Raw genomic sequence first — 13,493 nt, 5'->3', positions numbered from 1 at the left:
CGCGGACGAAGGGGAGGGGTTGCATCGATGGCGTACCGGAACGGGTCTGCCGACCGCGAGGTCGGCGAGGCACTGCGGCAGGGAGATCCCGCGGCGACAGCACGGCTGTACGACTTGTACGCGCCCGGATTGTTCGCGTACGCCTGCGGGTTCGTCGACGCATCGACTGCCTCCGATGTCGTGCACGACTCGATCTGGATCGCGGTGCGCCGAATCGACGCTCTCCGCGACACCGGCTTGTTGCGGGCGTGGCTCTACGCGATCGTCCGCTCCGAGTGTGCGCAGCCCGGGCGTGCTGCCGGCACGGTCGGCTTCGTTCCCGCCACCGATCCCGCGGCGCCACCGCTCCGTCCCCAGTTGTACGCGGTCCGCGACGCGGTGGGCAGCCTCGCCGCGATCGAACGCGAGGTCCTCGAACTGGCGGTGCGCCATCATTTCACCAACCAGGAGATCGACGCGATCCTCGGATCCGCCGCCGGAGACGGCCGCCCGTTCGCTCGCGCTCAGCAAGCGGTCGACCTGGCGGTACCGGCCGTTCCGAATGCGACCGGATTGTTCGCGGCCGTGCCGCCCGTCCCGCTCCCCCGCCGCCTGCGCGACCGTGTGCTCACGGCAACGCCCCTCGACACGGAACTCGCCGACATGGGACGCCGTATCGAACCGTTGAACCGGAACGGATTCCCCGTCGCCCGCCGTGGGCGCCGGAAAACGGCAGCGATCGCCGCGGTGGCAGCGGTGCTGGTCCTCGCCGTAGTCGCCGTGGTCGTCCTGCCAGGTTCGGAACCCGAGGAATTGTCGGCACCACCCTCTCCGACGTCCCGTTCGGTGGATCTTCCCCCGTCCCAGACACCCGTCGTCACGGCCTCTCCCGTAAGCAGATCCGAGACGCCGACGACGGAACCCCCGATCTCTAGCACCACAGCCGAACCCATCGTCGAGACCACCGTCTACCCCGGTGCCGACGCCGGCGCCGGCACGGTGATTCCGGTCGAGGAAAACGTGGTCACCACCTCTGCCCGCACCTCTCCACCCACCTCTCAGCAGGTGTCGGTCACGTCCACAACCCGCGACATCACTCGGTACCCGCGGCGGACGAAGCCCCAGGACGACAGTCGCTCGGAGGACAAGGAGCGGGACGAGCGCCCCGCGACCACGCCCCAGCCCACGACGCGCGCCACGCTCCCGACGACCACGCGGGCAGCGGCCCCCTAGCGCACCCGCCGATGCCGGTTGGTGTTCTCGGCGTCGACCGAGGGCCCGGCGACTCGTCGCTGTCACACGAGCGAGACGCAGCGGACACATCAGGGGCTTACCGTCGCGTCGTCGTCGCCCGTGTTCGCCGGACAGGAAGGAGCCACCGCCGTGGCGCCACGTCGCAGATCGGTGCTTGTCGACCGGCTCCGAGTGGACGTACCCGGACGGCCCCAGGACGCGATCCTCGAGGAGTTGCGGCGCGTGTTTCTCTCGGGCGCAGCACCACCGGGCACACCTATACCGGTGGGTGAGGTCGCGGAGATGTTCGGAGTCAGCCGCATCCCCGTCCGCGAGGCACTCAAGACCCTCATCGGTGAAGGACTCGTCACCCATCGCCAGAATCACGGGTACACCGTCGCCCAGTTGACGGCCGAGGAACTGCGCGAGTTGTATCTCGTCCGGGAAACACTCGAATCGGCCTCGCTCGCGGCGGCTGTGCACAACGCCACCCCGGAGGACTACCGGCTCGCCGAGCAATCACACAAAATACTCGAACGCGCAGTGCACGAGCACGACTCGCACACCTATCACCGCGAGAGCCGCGTGTTCCACATGACGCTCGCTCGCCCGTCCCGGATGCACCGGCTTCTGCACATGCTCGAATATGCCTGGAACATCACCGAACCGGTCCAGCCGATGGTGCACGTGAGCGACGCGGAACGTGCCGACCTGCACCACGAACACCAGGCCATGCTCGACGCGTTCCTCGCGCGTGACACCGAGCAACTGCTCGCGGCCTACGAGCATCACAACCGGCGCCTCGACGCAGCCATCGCGACGCTTGCGGCAGGTGCCGGGCTGCTGCCCGCGGAAGATATACAGTTCGGGTAATCCTGCGGCAACCTCGCGCAATTAGCGTTCGGCGCATCGAGTTTCCCCACCGCCCAGGAGCACCCATGACCGAAGTGCTGATACCACGCGACGACGCCCCCGTTCCGGGTCCGTCCGCCGCCGATTACGATCCGCGGCTCACCAACGACGACCTGGCACCGCTGAAGAACCAGCGCTGGGGCTCGTACAACATCTTCGCGTTCTGGATGTCCGACGTACACAGCGTCGGCGGCTACGTCACGGCCGGGAGCTTGTTCGCATTGGGCCTGGCGAGCTGGCAGGTCCTCGTCGCCCTCCTGGCGGGCATCACCATCGTCTACTTCTTCTGCAACCTCGTGGCCAAACCGAGCCAGGCCACCGGTGTTCCCTATCCGGTGATCTGCCGCAGTGTCTTCGGCGTGCTGGGTGCGAACATCCCCGCCATCATCCGCGGACTGATCGCGGTGGCGTGGTACGGGATTCAGACTTTTCTCGCCTCGGCCGCACTCGACGTGGTGCTCATCAAGCTGTTTCCCTCGCTCGCCCCGTACGCCGTGGTCGCCGACTACGGGTTCGCCGGGCTGTCCGCTCTCGGCTGGGTCAGCTTCCTCACCCTGTGGGTGCTGCAGGCATGCGTGTTCTGGCGCGGCATGGAGTCCATCCGGCGCTTCATCGACTTCTGTGGGCCCGCCGTGTACGTCGTGATGTTCCTGCTGTGCGGATACCTGATCTCGAAGGCCGGCTGGAGTGCGATCGACCTGACGCTGGGCGATGTCACGCACACCGGCTGGTCGTCGGTGCCGGTCATGCTCGGCGCAATCGCCCTGGTGGTCTCGTACTTCTCCGGCCCCATGCTGAACTTCGGAGACTTCTCCCGGTACGGCAAGTCGTTCGGCGCCGTCAAGAAGGGCAACTTCCTCGGTCTCCCGCTCAACTTCCTGGTCTTCTCGCTGCTCGTGGTGATCACCGCGTCGCTGACGCTCCCGGTCTACGGCGAACTGATCACCGACCCGGTCGAAACCGTCGCCCGTATCGACTCCACCTTCGCCATCGTCCTCGGAGCACTCACCTTCGCGATCGCCACGATCGGCATCAACATCGTCGCGAACTTCATCTCGCCGGCGTTCGACTTCTCGAATGTCAGCCCGCAGAAGATCAGCTGGCGGGCGGGCGGCATGATCGCCGCGGTCGGTTCGATCCTCATCACCCCGTGGAATCTGTACAACAACCCGGAGGTCATCCACTACACCCTGGAAACCCTCGGTGCCTTCATCGGCCCGTTGTTCGGCATTCTCATCGCCGACTACTACCTGGTCCGCAAGCAGAAGGTGATCGTCGACGATCTGTTCACGATGTCCGAGAAGGGCGCCTACTGGTACAGCAAGGGCTACAACCCCGCTGCGGTCGTCGCCACCGTCGTCGGTGCGGCCGTCGCGATGACCCCGGTGCTGTTCAACAGCGCCCCCGGCATGAGCACCGCTGCGCAATACAGCTGGTTCATCGGGTGCGGGCTCGGCTTCGTCGTCTACCACCTGCTCGCGACCCGCACCCGGTGGGCAGTCCGCATCCCCGAGACCGCCCCCGCGCAGGAAGCCGTCTGATCGCATGTTCCTCAAGGTCGTCAACCCGAACACCACGTGGGCGATGACCGCCAAGATCGAGGCGGTCAGCCCGGAGATGGGACCGCCGTCCATCGAAAGCCACTACGACGAAGCACTTGCCGTCCCCGGTCTGCTGGCGGAGATCGAGAAGGGAGAGCGCGACGGTGTCGACGGTTACGTGATCGCCTGCTTCGGCGACCCGGGTCTCGATGCGGCGCGGGAGATCGCGACCGGACCGGTCGTGGGAATCGCCGAGGCCGCCATGCACACCGCGACCCTTCTGGGCCGGAGTTTCTCGGTCGTCACGACACTGGGCCGCACGACCGGGCGGGCCCGGGACCTTGCCGGCCGGTACGGCATGCGCGACTCGTGCCGGGGTGTGCACGCGTGCGAAGTCCCCGTGCTGGCGCTCGACACCGATCCGGACGCTCGCAAGATCGTCACGGAAGCCTGTCTCGACGCGTTGTGCGCAGACGGATCCGACGTCGTGGTGCTCGGCTGCGCCGGGATGGCAGACCTGTGCGCCCGGATCTCGGCCGACCTCGGCGTCCCCGTCGTCGACGGTGTCACCGCGGCAACGCTGACGGTGCAGTCGCTGGTCACGATGGGACTCGTCACCGGAGGAAAGCGCGGTGAGTTCGCGCCTCCGCCTCCGAAACGTTATTCCGGAATGATGCAGAGCTTCACAACAATCCGGTGAGGCGCCGCGAGCCGTCGTGAAGGAATGTCAGCTGGTCGTACTCCGCCGGGGACACGCGTAGCGGCGACCCCTGCAAGCAGAGCCCCCCGACCACCTCGGCATCGTGGTTGCGGATCGGCACGGCCAGCGCCGATCGTCCCACGCGGCATTCCTGATTCTCGAACGCGTGACCGACGAGCCGGGTCCTGGACAGCTCCGATTCGAGAACATCCGGGTCGCAGACGGTGTACTCGGTCAGTTTGCGGAGTTCGAGACCCACGCTCATCCCGGGATTGTGGGCGAGCATCACCTTTCCGAGCGCGTTCGAGTGAAGGTTCTTGGCCAGCAGCGCGATACCGACGATCTCGTGGTCGGGGTCCTGATCGACGAACCGCAGCCTGCCACCGGCGAACGAGGCCACGTGCAACCCGAAACGGGTGTGCGAGCGCAACTCCTCGACCGTCTCGTGCAGTGTGGGTGAGGTGTCCGTCTCCACCGCGGCACGGGACAGTTCGGCGGTGCGCCGCCCGAGAGCGAAGCCCGACAGGTCGGGTACGCGCACCAGGAAACCTTCGGCAACAAGCAGATTGAGCATCCGGTAGGCGGTCGTGGGGGCAACATCGGCAAAGTGGGCGATTTCCTTCGCTGTGGCACCCGGTCCGAGATGCGCCACGGCCTCTAGCATTCCCAGTGCTTTCTGTACAGCCTTGGGCTGCTGCCCACCGAACCCCACTGCGGCGTCGGACTGGGTGGTCATCGCCGGTCCCCCGGCAGCGAATGAGCCGAAACGAGTTGCGGTCGTCCGTCGTCGTCGAGTACCAATTCGCCTGCGCCGGGCAGCAGGTCGGTGGTTTCCGGGCTGTCGAAGGCGCCCATCGTCGCCAGCGACTCCGGCCGGAGCCGCTTCAGCACGGCCGCCCACACCACGCCGGCCAGTCCGACGACGAGCACGGCGGTCGGTATCCCCCACTGCCCGTCGCTGATCCCGGAGAGCGTGAGATATCCGAGCAGTCCGGCGCCCACGCAGGCGATACCCACTGCGACCACGGTGGTCGTGCGGGCATCCTCGCCGATACGTCGCAGGAACCTCAGACACGAGACGGCGAGCAACGTGTAGGCACCGACCACGGCGACCTCGACGAAACCGTCGAACACGATCGAGTCGCCGAGGAAGATCACCAGGTACATCCACGCGCCGATCACCACCGCGGCGGTGAACACGATCACTGCGACATACGGTGTGCGGAACCGTCGATGGACACGGGACAGGCGTCGTGGAACGGTGCCCTCGATGCCCATCGCCAGCAACAGCCGCGAACCCGCCTGCGCACATCCCAGGGCGGATGCGAACCAGGAGAAAGTCACTCCGACCTTGACCGCCACCACCATCGCAGTGCTCGCTCCCGAGGCAGTGCCCTCGAAATACGCGGCCACGACCACGTCCGCGTGCCCGGTCAGTGCGGCCCATCCGGCGAAGACGAAAACTGTTCCGCACAGGATCGGGGTGACCAGCACTGCCCGGGTCACTGTGATCAGGGGTCGCCTGGCCTCGGCCCCGAAGAACGCCGCGCTCTCGAATCCCGCCATCCCGAACACCACCATCAGCGCCAGGAACGGCAACGTTGCGGCGGTGCCGGGTGCGACCGAGGAGGTCGGAGTCCCGGAGTCGGTGACCATCAGTGCGCAGATGACCACCAGTGAACACAGTTCCACGACGAGGATCGCCCGCGTCGCGAGACGGACACCGCGCACCGCAATGGTCGCGACGACACCTGCGACGAGCCCCGCGCACACCAGCAGCGGTACAGTCCCGGACACGGCACTACCGAGAGCGGTGGCGATTCCCAGCAGGCTCACCGCGGAGTTGGCCAGAACCGAAATCGCGATGCCGAGATAACCGAGCAGCAGGGCCGCGCCCATGGTGAGGGTGGCACGCCGGGGAAGTCCCTGGAACGCAAAGCTGTACAACGACCCCGCGGCAGCGAGCCGGCGGGTGAACTGGGAGATGCAGAACGCGACCGCGACGACCACCGCGGTGGTGCCGAGGATCGCCGCCAGCCCTGCGACTCCAGGATCGGCGGAAATGATCCACGAGGCGATGAAGATCATTCCCGTCGCGGGGGCCACCGTCGACAGGGACTGACCGATCAGGTCGATCTGCGAGAGTTGACGTCGGTTCAGCGCCCGCAGGGGAGAAAACACCGGTGTGACGGCCGGTGCCGTATTCCGGGATCGCGCGATCGCCGCTCCCAGCGCACCACCGATCCGTGACCCACCACCGCCACGCCTGCCGCTCGCCACGGGCACTCCGATCGTCCGTCGGCCCGTCTTCGGACCCGGGCCACCAGCGGAAACAGTAGAACTCCCGTGTTTCCACTTGGTTTCTTCGCCTCATTTGTCTCATTCGTTTCAGAAGTGTGGCGCACGTGACGGTCGTGTGAATCCAAGTGGAAATCGGGGAAGCCCCCGCCACCTGCCACAACGCCGCCTTCCTGCCCTCCGCCGCGATCCGCGTCACACCCCGCCCCGGGTGACCAGCACAAACAGGTCCGGAACGTTGCAGGACACTTTTCCACTCGGCGACCGCACAGTGTTTTCCTGCGCGACGCAAAAGTGCCGCATCTGCTCATCAGGATTGGCCCGACGACAGAGAGGGCGTGATCCATGTTGTGGGCGATGGTCGCATCGATACTCGGGGGGACGCTCCTGCTCGCGGGCATTCCGAAGCTCCGCGACCGGGACGGGCTTCTGACCGTGGTGAAGGGGTACCGGCTGCTGCCGCACCGAATGGAACGTGTGGTGGCGGGTTCGCTGCCGCTCGTCGAGGTTCTGGTGGGAACCGCATTGATCCTCGGGATCGCCGGTGTGTGGGCGGCGTCGGGCGCCGCACTGCTGTTCGCCGCCTTCGCGTTCGGGCTGACAGCGAACCTGGCGCGGGGGCGGCGTGATCTCGACTGCGGTTGCTTCGCGTTCTCTGCCCACGAAGTGCCGAGGATCGGGTGGTTCCACGCGGTCCGCGCGGCATCGTTCGCCGTCGCCGCACTCGTCCTCGCGGCGACCGGTTCCGCGGAGATCGCTCCGCTCGAGCGACTCATCGGAGCGGCGAGCGGCCTGCTGGTCGTACTGGCTGTGGTCGCGGTCGTGCAGATCAAAGCCGTCGTGCACGTCGGCCGGCGTCCGGTCGACGACTACCTGACCTCCGCGTCGATCAAACTCCGCGCTGTGAGCGCCGAGTCGCGGTACGGCTCCTAACCCTCTCTTCAGCCCCACCTTGCACAGATAGGACTACTTCGATGACAACATTTCTGCTGGTGGCCGTCGTGGTGCTGACCGTCGCGGTCGCACTGCTGTTCCTCATGACCCTCGCGCTCGCACGGGAGATCGGCCGCGTCCAGGTCCGGCTCGGTCCCCTCGGAGCGCGGATGATGGATACCGGCCCGAAGGTCGAGCAGGCCGGCCCGTCGTTCGCCGGGCTCGTCGATCACGTCGGCCGCTCCGTGCGGGTGGGCGGGCACCGCGACAAGGCGCAGTTGCTGATGTTCACCGCGCCGAGTTGCAGCACCTGCAAGAGTCTGCTGCCCGGCCTGCGTGCGATGGCCCGCGCCGAAACCGATCTCGACGTCGTCATCGTCTCGGACGGCACGCCCGAGGAACACCGGGAGTTCTTGGCCGGCAGCAATATCGGCGACGAACTGAGCTACATCGACGCCCGCGACGTGGGCATCGCCTACCAGGTGGGCACCACACCGTACGGGGTGATCCTCGACGAGCACGGCAAGATCCGCGGTAAAGGCCTGTGCAACCACATGGCCCAGGTCGAGAGTCTGCTCAACGCTCTCGAGTCCGGCACTCCGTCCCTCCAGCACCTGCATGCGCAGGCGAAGTCTGCCTGACCCGTCCCGAGAGAGAAGGAGCCTATGCCATGGAAGAACACAACATGACCGAGAACCGATATCCGGTCGATGAGGACACCGTCCGCGAACAAGCGGACTGGATGGCGGGCAAAGGTGGATCCTTCGTCAGCCGCACAGGACGCAAGCTGTCCGAAAGCACCTCGCGCCGTTCGATGCTCAGCAAGATCGGCCGCTGGACAATGGGTGTCTCGGGTGTCGCGCTGATCAGCTCGCTGCCGGTCACCCGTAGCGCGATGGCACAGGAACTGCCGCCGGAGCCCGCGCCCCCCGAGGTCCCGGATCCGCAGTTCATCACGTTCGACGGCAAAGATCCGGCGGAGTGCGAGTACTGGCGCTGGTGCAACATGGACGGCACCTCGTGCGCGGCGTGCAACGGCGGCGGTGTGACCACCTGCGCTCCCGGCAGCCGCCCGGGCGCCGAGTTCTGGGTGGGCTGCTGCACCAACCCGGACACCGGAAAGACCTACCTGATCGCCTATTACGACTGCTGTGGCGCACCGTCGTGCTCCAACGCCTTCTGCGGCGAACCCGACATGCAGGCCATCATGTACAACCCCGTCTCCGGCAGCTACGACCAGGAGATCATCTGGTGCGTCTCGGACGAGTCCCAGGCGTACACCTGCACGATGGCGCCCATCATCGGCGAGGACTGCCAGACCCGCCCCGCAGCTCGTCCGAAGGTCGGTGCCGGAGCATGACATCTCGATCCAGCAAGCGCATTCCCCGTACCGCCGCGATCGCCGTTCCGCTCGCCGCCGCGATCGTTCTCACCGGATGCAGTTCGGGCGACGACGAAAGTCCCGCCGCCGGCGAGGTCACCTATCCGACCGTGCCTTTCACGACACCCGGTGAGGGCATCGGTCTCGGTAGCGAGGACCAGGAGATCGGCTCCACCTTCCCCGAACCGGTGCACGTTTCCGAGATCGAGCCGATCAAGTCGACCGAGTTGCTTGCCGTCGGTGACGGTTACGGTCTCGAGATCGGCCTCAATGCGCTCGATCCCGTGACCGGCGTCGCGGGAAGCCGTTTCGTCGTGGGCCCGGGCATCTGGGATCCGGTGATCCACGGATTCGTCGGTAATACGCCCGATGACCCCGCCGTTCTCGCGGCCGAGGTGTGGCGCCCCCGCGGGTCGCGCGGTGCCGCGGACTTCACCGTCAGCACGTACTCGGGCAACCTGCTCGAGCCGTCGGAGGTCCTCCTCCCCGACTACGCGCGCGTCCACTCGCGGCCGGGCTCGAATGCGGTGACCTCCGACGGAAAGTACTTCGTGACCTGGGACGACGGCTTGTACGGCGTGCGGGTCGTCGACCTCGAGGCGAAGAAGGAGAGCGGGGCACTCCAGATCATCGGCTGCGGCCCGTTCACCTGGATGGTCGGGCACGAGCTCTACAGCGTCTGCGAAGACACGCGCGAGCTGATCCAGATCTCGATCGACGACGCGGGTGTTCCCACCGAGACCGCGCGGGCCAAGGTCCTGCCCGACGATTTCGTCAGCAACCGCACGGTCACCTGGGCCGACGACGCCGACTCGGCACTGCTGGTGGGGGCGAACGGCGACGTGTTCGTCCTCGATTTCTCGAACGGTCTCCCGTCGGACCCCGTAACGCCGATCGGCAACGCGGGGCAGGACTCCGGGCGGTTCGCGGGCAATGCCATCAACAACACCGGAACCCGGATCGCAATCGAGTACACCGACTCGGTGGTCCACCCCCACTCCGCTCGCGGCGGTGACGTCGTGAAGATCGACCTCTACGACGCAGCCACGTTCGCGCCCGTGAAGACCCTCGATCTGGCGACGCTCGGGCTCACCGGCATCTCGAGCATGGCCTTCTCGGTCGACGGTGAGACGCTGTACGTGGTGGGCGACGGACCCGAGGTGGAGGGCGAATCGGCACAGACGATCGTCGGAGTCTCCGCCGAGACCGGCGACAAGGTCAGTTCGGCCGAAGTGACCGGCACCGTCGACGACGTCAGCACCCTCCTGACCCCACAGGTGCTGGAATGACTCGTTCGGGCCCTACCCTCGATCGCCGCGGTTTCCTCCGCGTCGGCTCCCTCGGAGCCGGCGCGGTGGGACTCGGAGTTCTGGGTCTCGGTGCGGCGTCCTGCGGTTCGGGCCCGGCGGCGGATCCCGCCACCCCGCTTGATTACATCACCGCCACCGATCCCGAGATTGCGGCTGCGGAGCAGGCGCGCGGGTGGAACGGGCGTGAAGTGGCTGCCTCACTGACGGCAGCGGTGGCGACCGTCGACCTCGGCGGACGTCTCGTCGAGACGTGGTCGTACGGCGGTCGCGCGGTGGCACCCGAACTGCGGGCGAGCGTGCGCGACAAGATGCTCGTGTCGGTGCGCAACGACCTCCCTGCGGATACGACGGTTCATTGGCACGGCATCCGGATCCGCAACGACATGGACGGTGCTGCACCGGCCACCCAGGATCCGATCGGTCAGGGCGGCGACTTCCTCTACGACTTCGTCGTTCCCGACCCGGGCACGCACTGGTACCACTCGCACAGTGGGCTACAGGCCGACCGCGGCCTTTTCGGGGCACTGGTGGTGGAGGACCCCGACGACACGTCGGGCGCCGACGTCGACTTCACCCTGGTCCTCGACGACTGGGTCGACGGACTCGGGACGACCCCCGATGCGGTACTGGCCGCTCTCAATCCCGCGATGACGGGTGGGCACGGCGGTCACGGCGGCCACGGCGGGGGCGCGCCGGCGGAACCCTCTCCGGAGGAATCGTCGGTGGCGCACACACTGGTGAACGGGGGGCACGGTTCGTCCGTGCCTCTCGGGGGCATGACCCAGCACATCGGATACCCGCTGCACCTGATCAACGGACGGCCGCCGAACGACCCCGAGGTCGTCACGGCTGCACCCGGCAGCCGCGTGCGGTTGCGGATCGTCAATGCCGCCGCCGAGACGCCGTACCGGTTCGCGGTGGCGGGCCACGAACTGACCGTGATCGCCGCCGACGGCTTCGACGTCACTCCCACCACCACCGACACCCTCATCATCGGGATGGCGCAGCGGTACGACGTGCTCGTCACGCTGAAGTCCGGTGCGTGGCCGATCGTCGCGAAAGTCGAGGGCCGGGACGGGTATGCGTCGTCGGTACTGCGCTCGAACGACGCCGCGCCGCTGCCGAACCCCGACGTCGGGGGTTCGATCGCAGAACTCGGCGGACGTCTGCTTCCCGAGAGCGCACTGCGGCCGGCCGATTCGGTCCGCCTGGAATCTCGTTCGCCCGACAGGGATTACCGGGTGGAGCTGATCCAGGCCGGGGACCGCTACGTATGGGGTATGGCCGGGCCGGACGCCGGAAAACTGGTGATGCGCGAAGGCGAACGGATCCGCATCACGATGGCGAACAACAGCACGATGTGGCACCCGATGCACACGCACGGACACACCTTCGCGGTGCCGGAGTACGGAGGACTCCGGCGCGACACCGTCAACGTGCTCCCCGGCACCGAACTCGCCATCGAGTTCGATGCCGACAATCCTGGCGAGTGGATGTTCCACTGCCACAATGCCTATCACTTCGAGGCAGGGATGACCGCGAACCTGCGGTACATCCGATGAGAGGACAGCTGTGAAGAAACTGACAACCCTTGCCGTGGCACTGGTCGCCTCCGCCGCGCTGACCGCGTGCGGTTCGTCCGACACTTCGGACGAACCTGCCGTGGTCATCGATGTGGCGAACATGGCCTATTCGCCCGCCTCGGTCACGATCGAGGCCGGGCAGACCGTGCAGTGGCGCTTCGACGACAACGGCCTGCCCCACGACGTCGCGGGTGACGGTCCGCTCGAAGGCATTCTGCAGAGCGAACTGCTCACCGAGGGCACGTACGAGTACACCTTCGACGATCCGGGCACCTACACGTACCACTGCACGCCGCACAAGTCGATGGTCGGCACCGTCATCGTCCAGTAGTGCGGCAGCCGGTAATGCTGCACCACAACCGAATCGGACGCTGGGCGATCACCGCCGGGATCGCCGCAGTGCCCCTGACGGGATGCGCCGTCGCAGACACTCCCGACGCGGTGATCGAGATCAGCAATGTGCAGTTCAGTCCGATGGACGCCACGGTCGGAGTCGGCGACACCGTCGAATGGCGGTTCGACGACGGCGGCCTCCTCCACCACGTGGAGTCGCCCGGCGAGTTCGACAGCGGGATCACCGGCGACGGCACCTATTCGTACACGTTCGACCGTCCCGGCACCTACACCTATACCTGCTCGATCCACCCGTACATGACCGGAACGGTCACCGTCCGCTGAGAAACGAGCGGGATTTTCATACACAGCAACGACTCTGGAGGTTTCCGATGACCACCGTCCTCACCCACGAACCGATCTCCACCGATCTCCCCGACATCCGCCCGACGCTCGCGGGTGCCGTATCCACCACTGCGCGGCTCGGCCTGGCCGTCGGTGCCGCAGTGGCCGGCGCCGGTGCCGCGACGCTCGCGGCCCCGACGGCAGCGACGGCTCTGACCGCCGCAGTCGTCGGCGCCGGGCTCGTCACGTCACTCGCGGCGAACTGGTCCACCTGCGGAATGTCCGTGGCCGGTGTCGTCGCGGCTCCGAAGCAACCCGGACGCAAGGGTGCGTCCACACCTGTCCGCCGCTTGGGCTGGCACGCGCTCGGGTCGGTGACCACCGGTGCCGTCACCGGTGCTGCCCTCGGCGCCCTCGGTTCGGTCACGGCGGCAAACCTGTCTCCGTTGTGGTTGCTGTTCGGATGGGCCGTGTTCGCGCTGGCCTACGGCTTGCACGAGATCGGCGTCGTGTCGATGCCTGCTCCGATGCGACGGCAGCAGTTGCCCCGGCACCTGCGCCGGACCATGTCTCCGTGGAAGGTGTCGCTGCTGTTCGGCGCGATCATCGGCCCCGGATTCCTGATCTTCATCCGGTCCAGCGCGTACTACCTGCTCGTGCTCGGTGTGCTCGCCGTCGGGTCGCCCGCCCTCGGCGCCGCGATGTTCACCGTCGTGTCCCTCGGCCGCTGCATGCCGAGCGTCGCTGCCATTGCCCACACCCGCCGCGGCGGTTCGATGCCCGCCTTCCTCTCGGTGATGTGCCTCGTCGATCGGCGCGTGCAGGCCGTGACCGGTGCCGCTCTGGTCGGCCTCGCCGCGTTCGCCGCGATCTCGCTGATCTGACGCGGGCATACCGACGCAGGTGCCCCGGGTCGTGGCCGCTCCGGGGGCCCGGCGGGGGGCC

The 13,493-nt window shown here is 67.1% G+C and carries 14 protein-coding genes; 12 read left to right on the top strand and 2 right to left on the bottom strand.

Annotated elements, in window-relative coordinates; all coding sequences use genetic code 11:
- Positions 1-27 precede the first annotated feature (27 nt).
- The 4 genes from TVH25_RS01860 to TVH25_RS01845 all read left to right on the top strand — a co-directional run bounded on the left by TVH25_RS01860 (position 28) and on the right by TVH25_RS01845 (position 4,365).
- Entirely contained in the window at positions 28-1,212 is a 1,185-nt protein-coding gene (locus tag TVH25_RS01860; protein ID WP_422423230.1) for a sigma-70 family RNA polymerase sigma factor, read from the top strand.
- A 150-nt stretch (positions 1,213-1,362) separates the two neighbouring features.
- Complete coding sequence (locus TVH25_RS01855) at positions 1,363-2,085, top strand: GntR family transcriptional regulator (RefSeq protein WP_169651914.1); 723 nt, start codon at positions 1,363-1,365, stop codon at positions 2,083-2,085.
- 65 nt (positions 2,086-2,150) lie between these two features.
- Positions 2,151-3,665, top strand: coding sequence for an NCS1 family nucleobase:cation symporter-1 (locus tag TVH25_RS01850; protein ID WP_422423229.1), 1,515 nt, complete (start codon positions 2,151-2,153; stop codon positions 3,663-3,665).
- A gap of 4 nt (positions 3,666-3,669) precedes the next feature.
- Positions 3,670-4,365, top strand: a complete 696-nt coding sequence (locus TVH25_RS01845; protein WP_422423228.1) for an aspartate/glutamate racemase family protein — start codon at positions 3,670-3,672, stop codon at positions 4,363-4,365.
- On the opposite strand, the gene TVH25_RS01840 is transcribed toward TVH25_RS01845, so the two are convergent.
- Positions 4,349-5,101 carry an IclR family transcriptional regulator gene (locus TVH25_RS01840; protein ID WP_422423227.1) on the bottom strand — a complete coding sequence of 251 codons (753 nt, stop codon included), beginning with the start codon at positions 5,099-5,101 and terminating at the stop codon, positions 4,349-4,351. The two genes, TVH25_RS01845 and TVH25_RS01840, sit on opposite strands and share 17 nt — an antisense overlap.
- The gene (locus tag TVH25_RS01835) at positions 5,098-6,645 is read right to left on the bottom strand and encodes an APC family permease (protein ID WP_296551052.1); all 1,548 of its coding nucleotides are present in this window, start codon (positions 6,643-6,645) and stop codon (positions 5,098-5,100) included. Before TVH25_RS01835 ends, TVH25_RS01840 begins: the two co-directional genes overlap by 4 nt.
- A gap of 375 nt (positions 6,646-7,020) precedes the next feature.
- Between TVH25_RS01835 and TVH25_RS01830 the strand changes: the two genes are divergently transcribed.
- The 8 genes from TVH25_RS01830 to TVH25_RS01795 are packed head-to-tail and all read left to right on the top strand — an operon-like array spanning position 7,021 to position 13,432.
- Positions 7,021-7,596 carry a MauE/DoxX family redox-associated membrane protein gene (locus TVH25_RS01830; protein ID WP_296551051.1) on the top strand — a complete coding sequence of 192 codons (576 nt, stop codon included), beginning with the start codon at positions 7,021-7,023 and terminating at the stop codon, positions 7,594-7,596.
- 41 nt (positions 7,597-7,637) lie between these two features.
- Positions 7,638-8,237 (top strand): redoxin domain-containing protein, encoded by a 600-nt coding sequence (locus TVH25_RS01825; RefSeq protein ID WP_169621220.1) that lies wholly within the window; start codon positions 7,638-7,640, stop codon positions 8,235-8,237.
- A 29-nt stretch (positions 8,238-8,266) separates the two neighbouring features.
- Positions 8,267-8,956, top strand: a complete 690-nt coding sequence (locus tag TVH25_RS01820) for a methylamine dehydrogenase light chain (protein ID WP_206036962.1) — start codon at positions 8,267-8,269, stop codon at positions 8,954-8,956.
- A complete protein-coding gene (locus tag TVH25_RS01815) occupies positions 8,953-10,266 on the top strand; it encodes a hypothetical protein (protein ID WP_422423226.1) in 1,314 nt (437 codons plus the stop codon). The genes TVH25_RS01820 and TVH25_RS01815 overlap by 4 nt, the downstream gene beginning before the upstream one ends.
- Positions 10,263-11,849 carry a multicopper oxidase family protein gene (locus tag TVH25_RS01810; protein ID WP_296551049.1) on the top strand — a complete coding sequence of 529 codons (1,587 nt, stop codon included), beginning with the start codon at positions 10,263-10,265 and terminating at the stop codon, positions 11,847-11,849. Before TVH25_RS01815 ends, TVH25_RS01810 begins: the two co-directional genes overlap by 4 nt.
- A gap of 10 nt (positions 11,850-11,859) precedes the next feature.
- Complete coding sequence (locus TVH25_RS01805) at positions 11,860-12,201, top strand: cupredoxin domain-containing protein (RefSeq protein ID WP_296551048.1); 342 nt, start codon at positions 11,860-11,862, stop codon at positions 12,199-12,201.
- A gap of 14 nt (positions 12,202-12,215) precedes the next feature.
- A complete protein-coding gene (locus TVH25_RS01800) occupies positions 12,216-12,548 on the top strand; it encodes a plastocyanin/azurin family copper-binding protein (protein ID WP_422423258.1) in 333 nt (110 codons plus the stop codon).
- Between the two features lie 47 nt (positions 12,549-12,595).
- Complete coding sequence (locus TVH25_RS01795; protein ID WP_422423225.1) at positions 12,596-13,432, top strand: methylamine utilization protein; 837 nt, start codon at positions 12,596-12,598, stop codon at positions 13,430-13,432.
- The last annotated feature ends 61 nt before the right edge of the window (positions 13,433-13,493 follow it).

Origin of the sequence: Rhodococcus sp. 7Tela_A2 (assembly GCF_049311045.1) — a bacterium.
In the GTDB taxonomy this organism is placed as follows: domain Bacteria; phylum Actinomycetota; class Actinomycetes; order Mycobacteriales; family Mycobacteriaceae; genus Rhodococcus.
The sequence above is the reverse complement of the archived record's forward strand: the minus strand, read 5'-3'. Positions and strand labels throughout refer to the sequence as shown.